Origin of the sequence: Burkholderia sp. Tr-20355 (assembly GCF_017104685.1) — a bacterium.
Taxonomy (GTDB): domain Bacteria; phylum Pseudomonadota; class Gammaproteobacteria; order Burkholderiales; family Burkholderiaceae; genus Burkholderia; species Burkholderia seminalis.
In genome coordinates this window covers 80,019-100,417 of record NZ_JAAGPK010000002.1, presented here as the reverse complement: position 1 = coordinate 100,417, position 20,399 = coordinate 80,019, and the positions used below count along the sequence as shown (strand labels likewise).

The window sequence follows — 20,399 nt, the reverse complement described above, 5'->3', positions numbered from 1 at the left end:
GTGTTGAAGGGGGTACCCCGGATCGCTACACTGGTCCGGCGAATCCCGGAGACCTCACATGAAAGAAACGCTTGCCGGACTGTCGGCGGACCTCGAGCGGCTGCTCAAGCTGCGCAGCATCCCGTTCGGGATGAAGCTGTTCGAACGGCGCGAGGACATGGAAGCCGTCCCGCGCATTCGCCGCCCGAAGGCGATTCACTCGCTGGACCAGATCGTCGGGCAGACGGCGCGGCTCGGCTTCACGGTCGGCATCACGGCCGACGACCTCGTCGGCGCGCAGTGCCGGTCGGTCGTCGGGCTCGGTCACGCGAAGGACGCGGAGTGGGCATCCGGCCAGCAGATGGCCGGCGTCTGGTACGCGACGCAGGAAGATTCGCGCGCGCACCAGGCCGCGATGCACTGCGTGGCCGACGGCCAGTACGAAGCGCTCGTCGTGTCGCCGCTCGCGGCCGGCCGCATCGCGCCCGACATCGCACTGTTCTACGCGACGCCGGGCGCGATGATGTACTTCATCAACGGGCTGCAATGGTCGGGATACAAGCGCTTCGACTGGAGCGTGGTCGGCGAATCGGCATGCGCGGATTCGTGGGGCCGCGCGCTGTCGACCGGGCAGCCGAGCCTGTCGATTCCGTGCTACGCGGAACGCCGCTACGGCGGCGTGCTCGACGACGAGATGCTGATGGCGCTGGCGCCCGACGCGCTGGAACAGGCCGTTGCCGGAATGGAGGCGCTGTCGCGCAACGGGCTACGCTATCCGTTCGCGCAGTACGGCATCCAGCAGGACGTGCGCGCGGGCATGGAAGTCAGTTACCCGAAAGCGACGTGACTTGACGCGTCGCCGCTGCGGCGCGCTGGAAGCAGCACTCAGCGCAGCGGCGTACGGACCTTGCCGTCGACCTTCAACGTGCGCCTGTCGCGCGCGGCCTCGTATTCGACCGTCTGCGCGGGCGTGACGGCGCCGTACGACCGTCCGTTCACATAGACGATGCCGTCGCGCAGTTCGATCCGGTCGCCGTTGACCGTCGCGGTGGCGCGGTCGCCCTGCAGCACCGCGCCCGAACACCCGGCGGTGGAGAAGCTGCGGACCGACGCGCCCGGCATCGCCGCGTTCCCGCCCGGGTCCGCCGCATGCGCGGCACTGCACGGCGGCGCATCCATGCCGCCGGCGGCATGGAGCGGCCCGGTACTGATGCCGCATCCGGCAAGCAACCCGATCGTCATCGGCAACAGCTTGTTCATGGTGGCCTCCGTGGTCCGCGAACCTGGATCGATGCCCGGGCACGCGCTCGCCCGTCGCCCGATACGCGCAGTATGCGTCCACGTGCCGGCACACCGCCATCCGCGCCAATACCACTTCTGCGCGCCACACATTCGCCTTGACAAGTTGCGATCCGCAACTATTATCGATTGCGACACGCAACCATTTGGGGCAAACCATGGACCTCATCGACGCGCCCGCGAAGCCTCGCGACGCGACCATCCTCGAATTGCGCGACTTCTCCCGCAAGCTGGTGCGCGAGCTCGGCTTCATGCGCGCGACGCTCGCCGACAGCGACTGGGCGCCGTCGGCCGTTCACGCGATCCTCGAGATCGGGATGGCGCCCGGCATCAACGCGAAGGATCTCGGCAACATCCTGCGGCTCGACAAATCGAACACGAGCCGGCAACTCGCGCGGCTCGAGGCGGCCGGTGTCGTGGAACGCCGCGTATCGAGCGAGGATGCGCGGGCGATCGAGCTGTACCTGACCGCCGAGGGGAAAAAGCTGCAGAAACGAATCGACACGTTCGCGACCGACCAGGTGTCGAATGCGTTGCGTCGCATGATTCCCGCCGACCAGCAGGCGTTGCTGCGCGCCCTCGCGCTGTATGCCGATGCCCTCGCGCAAGACAACGCCGCCAGGGCGCCCGCGACGACCCTCGATGCGCCGCCGATCCGCGAAGGCTACCAACCGGGCTGTATCGGCGACATCGCGAGCCTGCATGCACGCTTCTATGCGGAGCACTGGGGGTTCGGCGTCTTTTTCGAAAAGCGGGTGGCGACCGAGCTGGCCGAGTTCGCGGGCACGTTGCCGGCCGTCGGCAAGGCACTGTGGCTCTGCCAGGAAGACGGGCGGACGCTCGCGTCGCTCGCGATCGACGGCGATCCGGCGACCGGCGTCGCGCACCTGCGCTGGTTCATCGTGAACGACGCGTTGCGCGGGTCCGGCATCGGGCGCCAGATGATGACGCTGGCGATGCGCTTCGTCGACGAGCACCGGTTTCGCGAGACCTACCTGTGGACCTTCAAGGGACTGGATTCGGCGCGCCACCTGTACGACGCGTTCGGCTTCACGCTGACCCACGAGTCCGCGGGCACGCACTGGGGCACCGAGGTCGTCGAGCAGCGGTTCAGCCGGCCGGGGCCCGCCGGCAGCTGACGTTCGACGCACCCGATTCACGCTGAAGGGCGTCATCACGCTCACCACGACAAAGGACGCTGCCCATGCTCGAACGTCTCGCGGCCCTCGCGCTTTGCGCGGTCGTCACCGCGCCTGCCGCCGTTGCCGCGCAACCCGACGCCGCGACCGGCATCGATCCGATCGACCGGACGATGACGCAGTGCCTGAACGATCCCGAACATGCGTCGACGGCAGGCCAGGACGAATGCGTCGTCGACGCGGGTCGCGCATGGGACGCACGGCTCAACGCGAGCTATCGCGCGCTGCAGGCATCGCTGCCGGCGGCGGACCGACCCGCGCTGCTGCGCGCCCAGCGCGCGTGGCTCGCGCGCCGGGATGCCGACCTGAAGCTGATCGGCGCCGTCTACGCGACGACACGCGGCACGATCTACGCGCCGATGAATGCAAACGACGTGATGGAACTGACACGGCAGCGCGCGCTGTCGCTGCAACGGTTCGAAGCGGATCGCGCGGCGCACGGCTTCAGCCTGGCCACACGCCTGCCGCCCGCGACGGACGACCGTCCCGAACGCGTCGACGCCGTACCGCGACGCGGCGCACGCTTCGAACGGGCGCACTGCGCGGCGCTCGCCGATCTCGACGCAAAGGGCCGCTGCGCGGCGCAGGCCGCGCCGCTGTACCTGCAGGATATCGACGACGTGACGGCCGCGATCGAACGCCGCCTGCCGCGTGCATCGCGCGAAGCGATGCGCGCGTCGTCGCAGAAATGGCGCGCGTTCATCGCCGCCCAGCCGCCGCTGATCGGCGCGCTTTACGCGCCAGCGGATGTTTCCGGCGTGCCGCCGCAGGTTTCGATCGAGATGCGCGATGAAGCCGCCGCGCGCCTGCAGCAACTCGTGTACGCCGAAGACAAGATCGGCGCCGATTGAGGCGGCGGTGCACAGCCGCCGCGTTCTTCAGCGCCAGCGTCGCGGCATGGAGGGCTTCGGCCGTCATCGGGTCGCTGCCGAATTGCTCGGGCAGTTCAGCGGGAATGGCCGGTAGCTCAACCGGCGGGGTCTTCGGTTGACGAGGCTTATTCAATGAGCGCCACCGATACCGGGATCACCCCGGTGGCGCTCGTTCATCGCGATCGGCCCCGAAAAGTCAGCACCGCGTCCCTACCGCCCCCCAACCCGCTCCACCAACTTCACGAAATCACTCGCCCCCATCGGCAGCGTTGTGCCGACGGCCAGACCTCCTGCGTCGAGAAACACCCCCTTCACGCTCACAGCTCACGCGCTGGCGACGCCTGGGGCGCTGACGTCACAGCGAGCGGCAGGGGACGATTCGCAATCTCCATCGCTTCAGTTCGCGGCACACCGAGCGTCTGCAAAAGGGATGACGCTGCGCGCTCGGCAAAGCCGTTCTGACTGTACCCGATCATGTTCAACATGTCGGTGACGGGCTTCTCGTCTGCATCGAATCGTAATTCGATTGCAATGGCGGTCAGTACCGCGCCGCCGACCGTGACAACGCTCATCAGCGGGTCATTTGCCGAGAATCTCCCGGCGAGGATCCCTTTCTGGATATCCCTCAACAACCGAGGTCCGAGGCCGCGGCTGAGTGCTCGCATCGACAGCCCTTCGCGGAGGAGAAATTGTCCCCAAACCGGTTCACCTCTGGCTCGCAGCAAAGTATGACGCAACGACACCGAAATGATCTCGGCAGGGTCGGTGAGGTTGGCGGCGATGCGGTCCAGGGTATCCGCGAACTCCTCGAACACGATTTCCAGAACCGCGGCATGAATCGCTTCTTTCGATTCGAAGTGGTTATAGAACGAGCCGAACCCCACGTCCGCGGCTTCCGTAATTTCATTGATCGCGACGCCTTCCATCCCCTTTTGCGCCATGAGTACGAAGGCGGCATCCAGCAGGCGCGCCCGCGTCTCGCGCTTTCGACGCGCGCCTCGAGGCTCGCGAACCTCGGGGCCTGACGGCGCTTGCCCGTTCGAGACGGCCGGCGACGGTGTTCTGGTGCGACGGGAAGAAGTGCTGGGCATCGGCGTGCGCGTAGGTTCGATGTTTCGAGTATACGTTCGAACATCAAAATTGACAAAATCATCAGTTATGATTTTAATGTCATCAAGGCAGCCTGCAGCGGCCTGCCTGAAGAATGGGAGACAGAACGGTGGCGGAGACAAAACTGACGTGCGAGTCGGGCGTCCATGAAGGCAACGACACCGCGAGCCGTGCCGGCGGGCGCGACTTGCCGTCGGACGTCGACGTGCTGGTCGTGGGCTGCGGTCCCGTCGGCGCGACGATCGGCGCGTTGCTTGGCCGGGACGACGTGCGCGTGCTTGTCGTCGACAGGGCGGCGGAGATCTTCATGGCGCCGCGTGCGATCGCGCTCGACAACGATGCGCTTCGCATCCTGCAGTACGTCGGGGTGAACGAAGCCGACCTCGATACGGTGGCGATTCCGTACGTCCGGATGCGCTCGCCGTGGTTCGGCGAGTTCGGGCGCATCAATACGCTCGGGAGCATCGATGGCCATCCGAAGCTTGTGACGTTCTATCAACCGGACCTCGAGCGATGCTTGCGCGCCCGACTGACCGCACACCGCACCGCCCGAATGGCGCTCGGTGTAACGCTCGTCTCGCTCGACGAGAACGCCGATCACGTCGCCGCCACGCTCGACAGCGCGCAGGGCGTGCGGCACGTCGTGCGCGCCCGCTACGTCGTCGGCGCCGACGGTGCCAGCTCGATCGTGCGCCAGTTGATCGGACAGGAGTTCAAGGGCAAGACGTTCGCGGAAGACTGGTTGATCGTCGACGCGCGAAACGTGCGCCGACCGATCGACCATGTCGAGTTCCTCTGCGACCACCGGCGGCCGACGCCTCATATGACCGCTCCCGGCGGGCGCGAGCGTTGGGAGTTCATGCTCCATCCCGACGAGACGCGAGAGGAGATGGAATCCGACGAACGCATCCGCGAACTGCTCGCACCGTGGGGCGGCATCCAGGACATGGTGATCGAACGCAAGGCCGTGTACCGTTTTCATGCCCGAACCGTCAGGACCTTCAGCAAAGGACGCGTTTTCCTAGCGGGCGACGCCGCCCACATCACTCCGCCGTTCGTCGGCCAGGGGCTCGTCGCCGGCCTGCGCGATGCCGCGAATCTCGGTTGGAAACTGGCGTGGGTCGTCAATGGCCAAGCAACCCCTAAAATTCTGGATTCCTATGATCAGGAACGCCGACCTCATGCCAAGGCAATGATCGGCGTCGCGAAATTCATGGGGAAGCTCGTGATGCCACGAAATGCCGGGATCGCGTTGTTCACGCACGGTCTGATGCGATTGACGCGGCTCGTTCCGCCGCTACGGAATCACTTCGACGAGCTCGGGATCAAGCCGAAGAATGCGTTCCGCAGAGGCCTGTTCGTCCCCGGCTGCTCGACCACGCGGCTCGTGCGCGGCGCCGTGCTTCCGCAGGGATGGCTGCGCAAGCACGATGGGGCGATCCGCCTGAGCGACGACGTGTTCGGCAGCGGTCTTGCGTTGATCGGATTCGGACGGGATCCAGACGTCGAACTCGACGCCGGCGCGCGAGCCGCGTTGATTGCGGCGGGTGGTGTCGTGGTGCAAGTCGTGCACCGCGGGCAGCGCCTTCATCGCATCGAGAACGACGGCTGGGAGGACCTGGACGGCACGTTCATGCCGGGTGTCGTGCGGTTTGGCTGGGCGGCCGTGATTCGGCCGGACAAAACGGTCCTGCACGAAGGCCCGGTGGCCGACTCGACCCGCCTCGTTCTCGAATCCCTGCAATTGCTGGGTGCGCGCACCTCCTTGTCGTCGCTATCCGGTCACATTGCCCAGCCGACTTCCTGAGGCCCCCATGAAGCTCACGACTGCACAACCCGCACGGAACCCCCGACCAACGACGAAGGCTCGGGCACTGTCCTATTTGATGTTCGAGCGTCCCGATCTCGAACGGGCCGAACGATTTCTCAACGATTTCGGCCTGCGGACCGTATCCCGTGACGGCGAATATCTGTTCCTCCGGGGCACCGCCGCCACGCCGTTCTGCTACGTCGTCCGGCGCGCTGAAAAAAACCGTTTCGTCGGCTTCGGGCTTGAAGTTGACGACATCGACGCACTGCGAAAGCTTGCCCACGTGCCGGGCGCATCGGACGTGGAGCCGTCACCGTGGCCCGGCGGCGGGCATCGAGTCACGCTCGTCGATCCATCGGGTTTTCGTGTTGACGCAGTCGCGGGACAAGCGCGGGCCGGCGCCCTGCCGCACCGGTCGGCGTTACCGTTCAACTCGCCCGATTCCATCGTTCGTGTGAACGATACCCAGCGTCCGCCGCCGGAGGTGCCGGAAGTGATTCGCCTCGGTCATGTCGTGCTCGAACTCGCCGACTTCCAGGCGACCTGTGCGTGGTACACGTCTCACTTCGGCTTCATCCCGAGCGACGTTCAGGTGTTGCCTGATGGATCGCCCGCCGTCGCGTTCCTGCGACTCGATCGCGGGGCGATACCCGCGGATCACCATACCCTCGCGTTGGCACAGGGATTCGCAGCGCTCTACAGCCACTCGGCATTCGAGCTGGTTGACGCGGACGCGGTGGGGATCGGGCAGCGTCTGCTGAGCGACAAAGGATGGACGCACGCATGGGGGATGGGGCGCCACATTCTCGGTAGCCAGGTCTTCGACTATTGGCAGGATCCTTGGGGCGACAAGCACGAACACTATTGCGATGGGGACATGTTCACGGCGGACGTGGCCACGGGCATCCACGAAGTCAGCCGTGAAGCGATGTCGCAGTGGGGCCCCCGGATGCCGCGCAGCTTCACCAAACCGAAGATCACTGCCGCAAGCATCGCATCGCTCATCCGAAACCTCCGGACCAGTCCGGACGTCACCTTCGCGAAGCTGCGCACGCTCGCGAAACTGTTTGCGTGACTTTCATCTTCACTCAGACCTGTTCGAGGCATCTTCATGGCATTGCACGTCTTGCACTATCGGCATCAGGGGCGCGCCCAATGGGGCGTGGTGACGAATCACCGGATCACACCGATACCGGGCGACTACCCGACGACCGGCGAATTCGTGCGGGCACATCGGATCGATGAACTCGCCGCGCTCGGCGGAGAAACGATTCCCGAGTCGGACGTGGAGTGGCTGTCGCCGGTCACGCACAATCAACAGTTCGTTTGTCAGGGCGCCAACTATCGCCAGCACATGATCGAGTCCGGCATGAATCCGGACGCGAAGTCATTCAACATGATCTTCACGAAGGCGACCGGCTGCATCGTCGCCGCCGATTCCGACGTCATCCGGCCGCAACATGTGCAGTTTCTGGATTACGAGATCGAACTGGGGCTCGTGCTTCGCCGCGATATCACGTCCCGGCAAGCCATCACGGAACAGAACCTGCACGAGTACGTGGCCGGCCTCGTGATCGTCAACGACTATTCCGCACGCGATATCCAGATTCCCCAGATGCAGTTTTACAAAGGGAAAAGCTATCGAACGTTCGGGCCGGTGGGGCCGTATCTGTGCCTGCTGGAGGCAAGCGATATCGCGCGGCTGCGCACGCTGACGCTGACACTGACCGTGAACGGGGAAGTCCGGCAGAGCGATTCGACCGGGAACCTCGTATACGGTCCAGCCGAAACACTCACCGAGCTTTCGGGTGTTCAGGATCTGAACGCCGGTGACTTGCTTGCAACGGGCACGCCTTCCGGATGCGCGCTCAGCATTCCGTCGCCGGCGAAGCAACGAATTGCCGCGTTGCTGCCCGAGCACGTGAAGTGGCGGATTTTCACGAAGGTTCAGGCCGCGCGTCCGCAGTATCTGAAGGCCGGGGATCTGGTCGAATCACGGATCCGGAGCAGGGACGGGGCGATTGACCTCGGTGTGCAACGCAACCGAATCGTGGACCAGCTCGCATGAACGCCATCGCAACCGAAGCGGACGTGCTGCGGATCGAAAACCAGGGGCCGCCCGCCGACCTCCCAGCCAGCACCTACGAGATGATCGGCCGTGGTGCGGCGATCGACCCGACCGCGCCGGCCTTGTCGTTTTTCCTGCGCGCCGACGATCATCGCAAGCCATCGCGCTGGACTTATTCGGAGCTTATGCGGGATATCACCCGGACCGCGAACATGTTTTCGCGCCTGGGCATCGATCGCCACTCGGTGGTTGCCTACGTGCTGCCGAACTTGCCGCAGACGCATTTCGTCATCTGGGGAGGCGAAGCGGCCGGGATCGTATGCGCCATCAATCCGTTGCTGGAGGGGCCGGCAATCGCATCGCTGCTCAAGGCCGCACACACAAAAGTGCTGGTGACGCTGACGCCCTTTCCGGGAACGGATATCTGGTCGAAGATCCAGCCCATCCTCAGCCAGGTGCCGTCGCTGCAAAGCCTCGTCCTGATCGATCTGGCCGAGCGCGTGCGGGGTTGGCGCCGAATGGCGGCGCGCGTGATGGGGCGCCGCGAATGCAAACGGCTGCACGGGCGCGCGGGTCTGCGCGGCGCCGTTCCGCGCCACATCGCGATCCACGATTTCGACGCTGCGATGGCGCGCGAATCCGGTGATGCGCTGCTGGCCTCACGGCGTTTCGAAGCCGACGACATATCGTCCTACTTCTGCACGGGAGGCACGACGGGATTGCCGAAAATCGCGATTCGCCGGCACGGCAACGAGGTGGCCAATGCCTGGAGCGTCGGGCAGGTCGTCGGTACCGGGATGGGCCCGGGGAAAACCGTTTTCTGCGGACTACCGCTGTTCCATGTCAATGCCGTGCTGGCAACCGGCCTGGTGCCGTTCTCGCGCGGCGCACATGTGGTGCTCGGTACGCCACAGGGCTATCGCGGCGACGGAGTCGTCAAACGATTCTGGGAAATCGTCGAGCAACACCGGATCAATTTCTTCAGCGCGGTACCGACCTTGTATTCGGCATTGCTCGACGTGCCCGTCGACGGCTGGAATATCGACTCGCTCGAGTATGGGCTCTGCGGTGCCGCGCCGATGCCCGTGGAAGTATTCCGCACGTTCCAGGATCGCACCGGGGTCCGGATCCTCGAAGGTTACGGGCTCACCGAGGGCGCATGCGTAAGCAGCGTCAATCCGCCGGGCGGCGAACGGCGTCTCGGTTCGATCGGTTTGCGCATCCCCGGCCAGATGATGAAGGCGGTGATACTCGACGACGCCGGCCGCTACGTGCGCGATTGCGTCGAGAACGAAGTCGGTGTGCTGACGATTTCCGGGCCGAACGTTTTCGCGGGCTATCTTCAGGAAGATCAGAACAAGAGCTTGTGGCTCGATCTCGACGACGGCCGGCAGTGGCTCAACACCGGGGATCTCGCGCGGCGCGATGCGCAGGGCTACTTCTGGCTCACGGGCCGCCGCAAGGAACTCATCATCCGGGGCGGTCACAACATCGATCCGGCGACGATCGAAGAGCCGCTGCACCGCCACCCGGCAGTGCAAATCGCTGCGGCAATCGGACGTCCCGACGTGCATGCAGGCGAGCTGCCCGTCGCGTACGTGCAGTTGAAAGCCGGCGCAACCGCAACCGAGACGGAGCTGGACACATTCATACGCGGCTTGATCGGCGAGCGTGCCGCGCTACCGAAGCGGATTCATATCGTCGAGGCAATGCCGCTCACGGCGGTCGGCAAGATCTTCAAGCCCGAACTCAAACGACGGGAGACGCTCGACGCGCTGATCGCCGCGCTGAACGATGCCGGCATCGAGGGTGCCCGAGTGAGCATGGCGGACGACCCGTCGTGCGGGCTCGCCTTGCATGTGGCGCTGAGCGATCGCGCGCAGATAGCGAAGACCCATACGGTGATGGGTCGCTTCCCGTTTGCCTTTTCGACGTCGGTCGAACCCGAACATCAGTGACTGTCGATTCTCGGAATGCTTGACGTTGGATTAAACAAATATGTTCGGAATCCGAAATTACTGAAAGATCTTTTGATTACCGAAGAAGAACCCGATGCCCTTGGCGTCGCGCTTCATCCGCGCAGGACCCGCCCGCGCGTCACGTCTGGCGCACGGGGATGAAGACAGGTTTCACGATTCCTGAACACAAACACCAAAATCTGGAGACAATCATGAAACGAATGAGCGCAGGAACCGTCGTACTGCTCGCGGCCATCTCTGGCGCGCACGCGCAATCAGCCGGCCAGTGGGTAGTCAATGCCGGCTGGTCGCACTTTGCCCCGCAGGGGTCGGCTGATCCGCTGACCGTCAATGCGCTCGGCCGGTCACAAGTGATGACCGGCAGCGGTGGGGAGATCGCAAGCGGCGATACGTTCGGGCTGACCGCAACGTACTTCTTGACCGACCATATCGCGGCGACGATGGTCATGGGCGTTCCGCCGACATGGCGCCTGAACGGTGCGGGCACGCTCAGCGGTATCGGGGAACTGGGCACTGCACGCGCGTGGAGTCCCGCGATCCTCTTCAACTACTATTTCGGCCAGCCGAATGCGCGGTTCAGGCCGTATCTGGGCGCCGGCGTCACCTATACGTGGTTCAGCAACATCAAGCTGAGCAATCCTGTCTCCACCGGGCAGATCTATTTTTCGCCGACCGCTGGGACAGCGCTCGGGGGGCCGACGTCCGTGTCGCTCAGCAAGTCCTTTGCGCCCGTCGTCAGCGGCGGCCTGACCTACAACATCGACTCTCGCTGGTCGATCAACGCGTCGGTGGCGTATTCGTGGGTATCGACACGCGCCACGCTGACGACCCGGTCGTCCGTCGGCACGGTCACGAGCACCAGCAAATTCCGGGTCAATCCGATCGTGACGTTCCTTTCGGTCGGATACCGCTTCTGATCGCGGGCGACGTCGACGGCCGAACGCGTGCTCCGGTCGGTACCGGTCTTACCTGACTTCACATTGCGGAACACAGCGGCCTTGTCGCTGTGGAACGCCCCAGATTTGCCGTGCCATTCGATGTACGCTCGTGTCGCTTCGAAGTAGCCGAAGGTCGATTCGGTTTGCGTAAAGTGCAACATCGTCAGCCGGCTCGTCGCGTCGTCGACGTACACCAGCAGCGTGCAGGCCGGCGCCCGTTCCTCGCACCATCGATGATCGCAGCCGTCGATCTGGATCAACGCCCCCCAGGCACCCGCCGATAGCCGCTCGGGATTGGACACTTTCTCCCCTCGCACTGGACTCGGCGACTGCATATTGAGCCGCCCCATCATCATCTTGCCAGGCAAGGTCGAGCTCTTTAGGACGTCGCCTCACGCGCAAGCAAGTCCTGCCGCGCCGCGCGCCAGTCAGAGCAGCTGCGGCGTGCCGGCCCAGACCAGCACGGCTTCGTCGTCGCGCGTGTTGGTCCAGAGATGCGGAATTGTCGATTCATAGTGCGCGCTGTCGCCTGCGCCGAGCACGAACGATTTGCCTTCGAGCGTGATCGTCACTTCACCACTGAGCACATGCACGAATTCCTCGCATGCGTGCGTGGTCACTTTGCTTGGTCGCTCGCCGGGAGGCATGCGCACGAGAATCGCTTCGAGTTGGCGGCCGCCCGACTGATTCGACAGGCGCGCGAGCAGATCGGCTGAACCGGCGAAGGCGAAGTACTGCAAATCCTTATGGCGGCGCACACGGCCTTCCTCGGTCGGCGTATCGACGAAATAGCTGACGGACACGCCCAGCGCTTTCGCGATGCTCGCGAGCGAAGTGATCGACGGGCTGGCGTGATCTCGCTCGACCTGAGAAAGAAAGGATTTCGAAAGATGTGAGACGATCGCGATGTCATCCAGCGTGCGGCCCTGGCGCTGGCGCAGCGATCGGATCTTGCTTCCGACGGAGACGACGTTCCGGGTTTCGACGGGTTTCGATGCCATGACCTGCCTCATTTCTTCGGTGACCGTACCGCCGCTTAACGCGTTGCCGTCCACCGATACCGACCGCCCTCAGTTAGTCGGGCCTAGTGCGACCATGCATCCGTTTGCTCGCCCAGCAACAACCTCCGCGCCAGGGCCAGCGCCTCGTCTTTCGTCGCAACCGTGAGCATGGGATAGCCCCAAAATTTTTCGTAGACCAGAGCGAACGCCTTGGCCGCCAGTCGCTTGGCGGTATTCGGTTCGATGTAGATCCCTGCCTTGACGAAGGTTCGCAATTCGCTCTTGTGGCGTTTCATCCAAAGCGAGGTTTGCTTCCTTTCTTCCGGCGAATGTTCGTGTTCGCCTTGATCAAGCCCCTCGTCGTTGAGTAAAACGAAAACTTCCTTCCGTGCGAGCAATCCCTCGAACTCGGCAAAAGGCGAGGCTGCGGGGTCGGTGCCTGGCGCGTTCAGCCGCATCCAGACCAAGGGGAACTTCGAGGCGTCAATCAACATGCCAATACTCCTTCGGCGCTTCACGGGAAATAGCTGGCGGCCCTACCTCGTCAAGAAAATGGGATACCCCTCCGGACCGGAAGCGCAATAGCCCTGGCGAGCAGAACGACCAGCATGGTCAATCACACGATACCGACGGAATGGCTGGACGTCATTGCACAAGTTGGCCATAATGTTTTTCAATTAGGCCAGCGCCTCATCTTGGATCCGAAGCCCGATACGCATCATGTCAAGCATTGCCATCACCGATCCGACCGTGGCCAAGGACGTGGACAACCTGCCCCGTCCCGTTGTCGCCCTGAGTGCCATGTCGGTAGCCAAGGGCTGGGAACATGCGAGGCATCGGCACCGCAGGGCGCAACTGCTTTACTCCGTCCGTGGCATCCTCAACTGCGAAATCGAAAACGGTGTCTGGATCGTGCCGCCGCAATGCGCGGTATGGATACCGGGAGACTTGCCCCACTCGGCACGGGGATCCGGTGAAACCGAATGTCATTGCCTGTTCGTGGAGCCTGATGCCGCACCGGATCTTCCGAAAACCTGCTGCACGATCTCCGTCTCGCCATTGTTGCGCGAGTTGCTTCTGAAGGTGGCCGGCTTCCCCGCGTCATACCCGTCGGGCGGCCGGGAAGACCGACTGATTGCCGCGTTGCTAGATGAGTTGGCGGCGGCGCCGGTAGAAGACCTGCATTTGCCGATGCCGCGTGATCCGCGATTGCGCCGACTCGCGGAAATGCTGTTGGCCGATCCTACCGACAAAACCTCAAAGGGCGATTGGGCTACCCGCATTGGCATGAGCGAACGAAGCATGAGCCGGCTTCTGCTGCACGAAATCGGCATGAGCTTCGGACGCTGGCGCCGGCAATTGCATGTGATCCTTGCGCTTCAACGCCTGACCATCGGCGAAAGCGTGCAAACGGTGGCGCTGGAACTGGGCTACGAAAATGCCAGCGGATTCATCACCATGTTCCGCAAGGCGGTAGGCAAGCCGCCAGCACGATACCTTTCCGATCGAACGACAACCGCGCAGTCTGCCGCCGTACGCGGCATCATGCTTCCCGATTAAGTCTCACCTTGACGGGAGCGTGCCGTCGTCCACCGAGCATGGACGCTTGGCAGCAAAAAGCGGCGAGCCGCCGTCAGATCGGGCGACCTCGGTTTAAAGTCGCCTACTCTCTTCTCCTGCGGAACGACCGACATTCCGCACACGTCACGGTGATGGTAAAAGCTGGCTCCTTGTCGAGATCGAAGCCTTCCTTGGTCGCCAGCGATCGAAGATGCTCGTGCAAAGCCCGGTCCTCGATAAAAACCAACCGCGCGCCACAGTGGCAGCGCACGGTGTCGTTCTGAAGGTTCTTCCTGTCCGGCTTGAGCGCGTAGAGTGCGCGGCCTTGTGCGCCCTCCGTACGGACCAGCAAGCCGGAGGTCCATAAATCATTCAGCGCACGGTAGATCGAGGCCGGTTTGAGGCTGTCGAGTTGCGTGCAGAGGATGCGATACATTTGACTGGCATCGAGACAGCGCGGCGCCGCCTGTTCCAGTACGGACAGGACACGGGTACGAGCGATCGTCGGTCGCAGTCGGCTGGCCGCCAATCGTTGTTCCTGAGACGACATCGGCGGTGTGGTCGCCGGACAGGCTGCTGTGGTGTGCTTCATCGTGTGTTTGCCAGACGGCGGGCTCTTGCTGCCGAATGATGTAATCAGGTCAATGATCCGAGGCGGGTCGTCGTGCGGGTCCATATCCGTCTTCCTTCGCTATGCCGGACCTCCGGTCGTTCGCGACAACGCGGAGCCGCGTGGCTAATGGTTGGCATCAGACATCGGCGCGACGGTGAGATCGCCCACGCGCCGATGCCCTCGAGCATTACTGCGTACTGGCCTGTTCCCAGCCACCGCCAAGCGCCTTGAATACGCTGACTCGCGCAGAACCGACTCGCTGGTCAGCAGCGGCCACCTGGGCTTTCGCGTCGATCAGACCGGTCTGTGCCACGATCACGTCGAGGTAGCTGATGGAGCCGGCGCGGTAACGCTGGTCGGCCAGCCGGAAGGCATTCTCGGCACGGTCACGCGCCTCTGCCAGCGCATCGCGCTGCTGCATCGCCGCGCCATAGGCGCTCAACGATTGCTCCGACTCTTTCAGTGCATTCAGCACGGCACCGTCGAAGCTGGCCAGCGACGCCGCGCTTTGTGCCTTCGCCTGCGCAATGCGACTGCGAGCCACCATCATGTTGGGGAACGTCCACGAGATGAGCGGCCCGAAAGAGAAGGACAAGGTGCGATTGCCTTTCAGGTAGTCGTTGCGCAGGTAGTTACCCGAGGTGCCCAGCGTGACACGTGGATAGAGATCCGCCACGGCCACGCCGATGCGGGCGGTATCCGCCGCCAGTTGGCGCTCGGCCTGCCGCACGTCGGGACGACGGCGCAGCAGCGCCGTGCCATCGCCGACCGGCAACGCACCGGAAATCTCGGGAGCCTTGGTGCAGGCACGCGCCGGTTCCAGCACTTGCGAGGGCGTGCGCCCCGTCAACGCGGCCAGCTCGAACAGTGCGGCTTCGCGCTGGCCTTGCAAGGGCGGCAAGGCGGCCTGGGCCTGGGCCAGCGTGACACCCGCCCGTTCCACATCCAGATGCGACGCCGAGCCCGCGCGCGCCTGGCTGTCGATGAGATCCAGGCTGCGCTGTGCCAGTTCGACGGACGAGCGCGCCACGCCGATGGACTCACCGTAGCTGCAGGCGTCCACATAGGCCCGCGTCGTCTCCGCAACAACAACTACCCTGGCGGCATCGTAGGCGGCGGCGATTGCATCGGTGTCGTCGCGAGCAGCCTCGATGTCGCGCCTGACCCGACCGAACAGATCGAGTTCATAGGAGACGTCGAGGCCAGCGCTGTAGCTCCATTGCGCGGGGGCCTGGCCGGTGCCGGACCACGTGGTCTGATCGCGCCCGTATCCCACGCCTCCTGACATACGGGTCGAAGGGAATTGCCCGCTGCGCGCTTCCGTGTAGATGGCCCGCGCGCGATCGAGGTTGGCCATCGCCACGCGCAGGTTGGGATTGGCCGACAAGGCTTCCTGCACCAGCTTGTCGAGCGCGGGGTCGTCATACAGCTTCCACCAGTTCGCGGGCAGTGCTTCGGCAACATCCGTATTGGACGGGTGACTGACGAACGGGCCTGCTGCGGTTTCCGGTAAGGCCGGCGCGTGGTAATCGGGGCCGCTGGCGCAACCTGCGGTGATAACGGCAACGGCCATCGCCAAGAAGGCTGCGCGTGGAGAGGGAAGCGTCGCCGGACGCGACACAACAGGCATCGCGGGAACCGGTTTAAAGAGCGACATCGGGAGCCTCCGCAGTAGCGAGTTCACGGGCGCGAGAACTTTCCGCTGTTCCCCGGTGATCCTTGGCGATGAAACTGTAGATGGTGGGGAGTACGAACAGTGTGAAGAAGGTGCCGACCATCATGCCCATCACCACCACGATGCCGATGGAGAACCGGCTGGCCGAGCCTGCGCCGTCTGCAAACAACAGCGGCACAAGGCCGGCGACCATTGCCGCGGTGGTCATCAACACGGGACGCATCCGCACCGCCGCCGCCTTCTCGATCGCCTCGATGCGGCTCAGGTTTTCGTGGTGCTGGATATGGTTGGCGAAAGTGACCATCAGGATGCCGTGCTTCGAGATCAGGCCGATCAAGGTGACCAATCCGATCTGCGTGTAGATATTGAGCGTGGCAAAACCCAGCCACAGCGGCACCAGCGCGCCGCAGACCGCCAGCGGCACCGTCACCAGGATCACCAGCGGATCGCGCAGGCTCTCGAATTGCGCGGCCAGCACCAGGAAGATCACCACCAATGCGAAGCAGAAGGAGACCAGCAGGCGGTTGCCTTCCTGCACGAACTGGCGGCTGTCGCTGAGCCAGTCCACACTGGTGCCGGGCGGCAGCGGCTGCGATTGCAGGAACTTCACAGCCTCGCCCATGCTCACGCCCGGCGCCGGCAGCATTTCGAGCGTGGTCGAATTCATCTGGCCGAACTGGGTGAGCTGGTTCGCTTGCGGGCGCATCTCGACATGCGTCACGGTCGACAATGGCACCAGTGCGCCGGAGGTCGTTTTGACATAGAAGCGCCCGAGGTCTTCCGGTGTCATACGCTCGGCGCCGCGCACTTGCGGGATCACGTCGTAGGAGCGGTCGTGGAAGTTGAAGCGATTGACGTAGTTTTCGCCGACCAGCACGGCAAGGGTATCGGCGACAGACTGCATGGTCACCCCCATTTCGCTGGCCTTCGCATTGTCGATCGTGATGTGTGCCTGCGGGCTGTCGTAGGACAGGTCGTTCTGCACGTAGAGGAACAGACCGCTGGCATAGGCCGCTGCCTTGATCTTCTCGCCGGTCTCGTACAGCGTCTTGAAGTCGTCAGGCGAGCGCAGCACCATCTGCACCGGCAGGCCGCCGCTGGAACCCGGTAGCGGGGGCAACTGCACGGCGGTCAACGTCTCGCCGTCGATGGCGCCGCCGGCGGCTTGAATCTGCCCCTGGATCTCGGTGGCCGACCGCTTGCGCTTCGACCAGTCCTTGAGGATCGCGCCACCGAGCATCATGTTCTGGCCACCGGCGGAGTCGCCGATGTTCATGAAGCTGCTGTCGAACTCGGGAATCTGCTCGAACAGCTTTTCGATCTGCTGAGCATAGCGGGCGGTGTAGCCGACGCCGGCATATTGCGGGGCCTTGGTGACGACGATGACGGCGCCCTGGTCCTCGGTCGGCGCCAGTTCGCGGCGGGTGCCGGTGAACAGCACCGCGATGGCGGCCAGCACGGCCACACCAACCAGCAGCACCGCACCGCGAGCGGCGAGCGTGCGGGCCAGCAGGCGCCCGTAGAACGCCGTCAGCCCTTCCATGTAGTGTTCGACCCGCTTCGCCAGCCGCCCCTCTCCCTGCCTGGAACTGAGCAGCATCGAGCTCATCACCGGCGAGAGCGTCAGCGCGACCACGCCGGAGACGATGACCGAGCCGGCCAATGTGAAGGCGAACTCCTTGAACAGCGCGCCGGTCAGTCCACCCATCATGCCGATTGGCGCATAGACCGCCGCCAACGTGATAGTCATGGCGATCACCGGCCCGACGATTTCGCGTGCGCCGAGCAGGGCCGCGCGCACCGGCGTCAGCCCCTCCTCAATGTGTCGATGGATGTTCTCCACCACGACGATGGCATCGTCCACCACCAGACCGATCGCCAGCACCATCGCCAGCAGGGTCAACAGGTTGATCGAAAAACCGCAGACCAGCATCAACGCAGCGGTGCCGACCAGCGACAACGGAATGGTGACGACCGGAATGATCACCGCGCGGAACGTGCCGAGGAACAGGAAGATCACCGCGATCACGATCACGATGGCTTCCACCAGCGTGTGTTTCACTTCCTCGATCGAAGCATTGACGAAGCGCGCTACGTTGTAGTTCGGCGCTACCGTCAGTCCCGGGGGCGCCATTGCACGAATCCTGGTCAGCAGTTCGTTGGCCTGCTTGACGATCTCCAGCGGGTTCCCGGCCGGCGTGGGCTGGATGGCGACGAAGATCGCGGGTATGCCGGTAGCGAACGAGAGGCTATTGTAGTTTTGGCCGCCTATTTCCACGGTGGCGACATCCGACAACCGCACGACGCCACCGCCGGGGCTCGACTTCACGACCATCTGGCGGAAGTCCTCGACGCTGCGCAAATCGGTGGCGGCGCTGATGTTGGTGACGGTCAGCGCGCTCTTGAGCTGGCCCGGCGCGGCCTGCACGTTGTTGGCGCGCAGCGCGGCCGATATCTCGCCGGCCGACAGCCCGCGCGCGGCCAACCTCACCGGGTCGATCCAGATGCGCATGGCCAACGTCTGGCCGCCATAGACGTCCGCCGAGGCCACCCCCGGAATGCTGGTGAGCAGAGGCTGCGCAACCCGCGATGCGAAATCCGTCACTTGCGGGATCGACAGCGTCTTGCTGTAGAAGGCGATGTACTGCACCGCTGTACCGCCCTCGGTGGACTTGCTGATGACCGGATCGGTAATGCCCGCCGGCAACTGGTACTTGACCTGCTGCACCTTGGCAAGAATTTCGGTCATCGCGCGATCAGCGTTGGCGTTGAGCACCAATCGCGCCTTGATCTCGCTCTTGCCTTGCGTGGTGGTCGAACTCAGGTATTCAATACCGCTGGCCGTGGCGATGGACTGCGCGATCGGCGTGGTCACGAAACCCTGCATCACGTCCTGGGTTGCCCCGGGCAGCGTGGTACTGACCGTGATGGTGGCGTTTTCGAGATAGGGGTATTGCCGCACCGGCAACAGGAAAATCGACGTGGCACCCATCAGCAGAATGAGCAGGCTGACGACCAGTGCCAGGATGGGTCGACGGATGAAGATGTCTGTAAAGCGCATGGCGTGGTTTCCTTTACCGCGCGCTGGCGCTGGAGGACACAACGGCCGGGGCGTCAGGTGTCGCCGTTGCCGAAGGGGGCGTGCCGTTGATTTTTACGGTCGCACCGGGCGGAAGACGGTTCTGGCCAGCCATCACCACGATGTCGCCAGGCTTGACGCCTTGGGATACGAGAACCTCCTCCCCGAGCCGGCGGCCGGTGACGACCGGCACGGCAATCGCCTTGCCGACTCCCTGCGCGTCGGCCCCTTTCACGACCACCACGCTGTCACCAGAGGCCGAAGTCTGGATCGCCGTCAGCGGCAATACGATATTGTCGGTCGTGGCAGGCAATACCAGCCGCGCCGTCACGTACATCCCGGGTTTCAGCACCCGGTCGGCATTGGGCAACAGCGCCTGAACGGCCACATTGCGGGTTTCTCCATCGATACGCGGTTCGATGGCGCTGATCCTGGCGGTGAACACCCTCCCCGGCACAGCATCCACCGTGACCTGAACCGGTGCGCCCGACGTCAGCCTGGGCATGTCCTGCTGCGGCAACGTGAAGTTGACATAGAGCGGGTCGAGCTGGGTCAGCGTGGCGATCGCGTCACCGGCATTGAGATACTGACCCAGGTTGATCCGTCGGATACCTAACTGACCGGAGAACGGCGCGCGAATCGCCTTTTGCTGAATGCGTGCGTCCAGTTGCCGGACTGCCGCGGCAGTCTGGGCAGCGTCCGCCTTATGTTGTTCGAGCAATTCGCGCGGTTCCGCGCCGGTAGGTGCCAACGCTTGCGAACGCCTGAGTTGCAACTGGGCGAAATCGGCTTTGGCCACGGCGGCGGCACGATCCGCTTGTTCGGGGGCATCGTAGAGCTGAATCAGCACCGCCCCTTCCTTCACGGACTGGCCTGCGTTGAAATTGACGGCGGTCACCCGCCCCGAGGTATCGGGAGCCAGCAGCACTTCATGCACGGCTTGCAGGCTGCCAACGGCCTGCCACTCGTCGGCCACACTGCGTGGCGCTGCGCGGATCGTCGAGACAGGCATCGGCGGCATGGCCTGTTGTTCCGCGCCGCCGCTTCGAACAGCGCGCCAGGCATACAGCAGGCCGAAGACCACGGCCAGCCCAACAACGCTTATGACAATGGGTTTGGTACGGGAGAGAGCGGCGGTGCTCATGCGCGCCCCGCTTGAGCAAAGGGGCTCGAGATGGCGCTTGAACGGCCGCGCATGGCCGATCTACCGATGATAT

Annotated in this window: 17 protein-coding genes and 2 pseudogenes; 9 read left to right on the top strand and 10 right to left on the bottom strand. The window is 64.0% G+C overall.

Annotated features, from left to right (window positions below):
* Positions 1 to 58 precede the first annotated feature (58 nt).
* Entirely contained in the window at positions 59 to 826 is a 768-nt protein-coding gene (locus G3N62_RS01145) for a DUF169 domain-containing protein (protein WP_034191935.1), read from the top strand.
* A 38-nt stretch (positions 827 to 864) separates the two neighbouring features.
* Here the strand turns inward: G3N62_RS01145 and G3N62_RS01140 are convergent, their stop codons facing one another.
* Positions 865 to 1,239 carry a hypothetical protein gene (locus G3N62_RS01140; RefSeq protein WP_059562355.1) on the bottom strand — a complete coding sequence of 125 codons (375 nt, stop codon included), beginning with the start codon at positions 1,237 to 1,239 and terminating at the stop codon, positions 865 to 867.
* 197 nt (positions 1,240 to 1,436) lie between these two features.
* Here G3N62_RS01140 and G3N62_RS01135 point away from each other — a divergent pair, with 197 nt between their 5' ends.
* Both G3N62_RS01135 and G3N62_RS01130 read left to right on the top strand, forming a co-directional pair.
* On the top strand, positions 1,437 to 2,417 hold the full coding sequence (locus G3N62_RS01135) for a helix-turn-helix domain-containing GNAT family N-acetyltransferase (RefSeq protein WP_124608672.1): 981 nt from the start codon (positions 1,437 to 1,439) through the stop codon (positions 2,415 to 2,417).
* Between the two features lie 65 nt (positions 2,418 to 2,482).
* Positions 2,483 to 3,328 carry a lysozyme inhibitor LprI family protein gene (locus tag G3N62_RS01130; protein ID WP_059562349.1) on the top strand — a complete coding sequence of 282 codons (846 nt, stop codon included), beginning with the start codon at positions 2,483 to 2,485 and terminating at the stop codon, positions 3,326 to 3,328.
* Positions 3,329 to 3,347: 19 nt separating this feature from the next.
* Here G3N62_RS01130 and G3N62_RS01125 read toward each other — a convergent pair.
* Both G3N62_RS01125 and G3N62_RS01120 read right to left on the bottom strand, forming a co-directional pair.
* A pseudogene (locus G3N62_RS01125) lies at positions 3,348 to 3,482 on the bottom strand (IS256 family transposase); the annotation flags it as partial.
* Between the two features lie 184 nt (positions 3,483 to 3,666).
* Positions 3,667 to 4,440, bottom strand: coding sequence for a TetR/AcrR family transcriptional regulator (locus G3N62_RS01120; protein ID WP_124670057.1), 774 nt, complete (start codon positions 4,438 to 4,440; stop codon positions 3,667 to 3,669).
* A 113-nt stretch (positions 4,441 to 4,553) separates the two neighbouring features.
* Here G3N62_RS01120 and G3N62_RS01115 point away from each other — a divergent pair, with 113 nt between their 5' ends.
* The 5 genes from G3N62_RS01115 (at position 4,554) to G3N62_RS01095 (ending at position 11,233) form a co-directional block, all read left to right on the top strand.
* Complete coding sequence (locus G3N62_RS01115) at positions 4,554 to 6,266, top strand: bifunctional 3-(3-hydroxy-phenyl)propionate/3-hydroxycinnamic acid hydroxylase (protein ID WP_124670058.1); 1,713 nt, start codon at positions 4,554 to 4,556, stop codon at positions 6,264 to 6,266.
* A 7-nt stretch (positions 6,267 to 6,273) separates the two neighbouring features.
* Positions 6,274 to 7,344 carry a VOC family protein gene (locus G3N62_RS01110; RefSeq protein ID WP_124670059.1) on the top strand — a complete coding sequence of 357 codons (1,071 nt, stop codon included), beginning with the start codon at positions 6,274 to 6,276 and terminating at the stop codon, positions 7,342 to 7,344.
* 36 nt (positions 7,345 to 7,380) lie between these two features.
* Positions 7,381 to 8,337 (top strand): fumarylacetoacetate hydrolase family protein, encoded by a 957-nt coding sequence (locus tag G3N62_RS01105; protein ID WP_034191941.1) that lies wholly within the window; start codon positions 7,381 to 7,383, stop codon positions 8,335 to 8,337.
* The gene (locus G3N62_RS01100) at positions 8,334 to 10,295 is read left to right on the top strand and encodes an acyl-CoA synthetase (protein WP_124670060.1); all 1,962 of its coding nucleotides are present in this window, start codon (positions 8,334 to 8,336) and stop codon (positions 10,293 to 10,295) included. Before G3N62_RS01105 ends, G3N62_RS01100 begins: the two co-directional genes overlap by 4 nt.
* A 212-nt stretch (positions 10,296 to 10,507) precedes the next feature.
* On the top strand, positions 10,508 to 11,233 hold the full coding sequence (locus tag G3N62_RS01095; RefSeq protein ID WP_124670061.1) for an OmpW family outer membrane protein: 726 nt from the start codon (positions 10,508 to 10,510) through the stop codon (positions 11,231 to 11,233).
* Positions 11,234 to 11,298: 65 nt separating this feature from the next.
* On the opposite strand, the pseudogene G3N62_RS01090 reads toward G3N62_RS01095, so the two are convergent.
* The 3 genes and pseudogenes from G3N62_RS01090 to G3N62_RS01080 all read right to left on the bottom strand — a co-directional run.
* Positions 11,299 to 11,520: pseudogene (locus tag G3N62_RS01090) on the bottom strand (ISNCY family transposase); the annotation flags it as partial.
* 162 nt (positions 11,521 to 11,682) lie between these two features.
* Entirely contained in the window at positions 11,683 to 12,255 is a 573-nt protein-coding gene (locus G3N62_RS01085) for a cupin domain-containing protein (RefSeq protein WP_059562337.1), read from the bottom strand.
* A gap of 83 nt (positions 12,256 to 12,338) precedes the next feature.
* A complete protein-coding gene (locus G3N62_RS01080) occupies positions 12,339 to 12,749 on the bottom strand; it encodes a hypothetical protein (protein ID WP_049036741.1) in 411 nt (136 codons plus the stop codon).
* 226 nt (positions 12,750 to 12,975) lie between these two features.
* On the opposite strand from G3N62_RS01080, the gene G3N62_RS01075 reads away from it, so the two are divergent.
* Entirely contained in the window at positions 12,976 to 13,815 is an 840-nt protein-coding gene (locus tag G3N62_RS01075) for a helix-turn-helix transcriptional regulator (RefSeq protein WP_034191946.1), read from the top strand.
* Positions 13,816 to 13,918: 103 nt separating this feature from the next.
* Here G3N62_RS01075 and G3N62_RS01070 read toward each other — a convergent pair whose 3' ends face one another.
* The 4 genes from G3N62_RS01070 to G3N62_RS01055 all read right to left on the bottom strand — a co-directional run bounded on the left by G3N62_RS01070 (position 13,919) and on the right by G3N62_RS01055 (position 20,326).
* The gene (locus G3N62_RS01070) at positions 13,919 to 14,491 is read right to left on the bottom strand and encodes a transcriptional repressor (RefSeq protein ID WP_080288027.1); all 573 of its coding nucleotides are present in this window, start codon (positions 14,489 to 14,491) and stop codon (positions 13,919 to 13,921) included.
* 124 nt (positions 14,492 to 14,615) lie between these two features.
* Positions 14,616 to 16,085: an efflux transporter outer membrane subunit gene (locus G3N62_RS01065; RefSeq protein ID WP_241012815.1), complete on the bottom strand. Its 1,470-nt coding sequence runs from the start codon at positions 16,083 to 16,085 to the stop codon at positions 14,616 to 14,618.
* On the bottom strand, positions 16,072 to 19,164 hold the full coding sequence (locus tag G3N62_RS01060) for an efflux RND transporter permease subunit (RefSeq protein ID WP_034191948.1): 3,093 nt from the start codon (positions 19,162 to 19,164) through the stop codon (positions 16,072 to 16,074). The genes G3N62_RS01065 and G3N62_RS01060 overlap by 14 nt, the downstream gene beginning before the upstream one ends.
* Positions 19,165 to 19,177: 13 nt before the next feature.
* A complete protein-coding gene (locus G3N62_RS01055) occupies positions 19,178 to 20,326 on the bottom strand; it encodes an efflux RND transporter periplasmic adaptor subunit (protein ID WP_124670062.1) in 1,149 nt (382 codons plus the stop codon).
* Positions 20,327 to 20,399 lie beyond the last annotated feature (73 nt).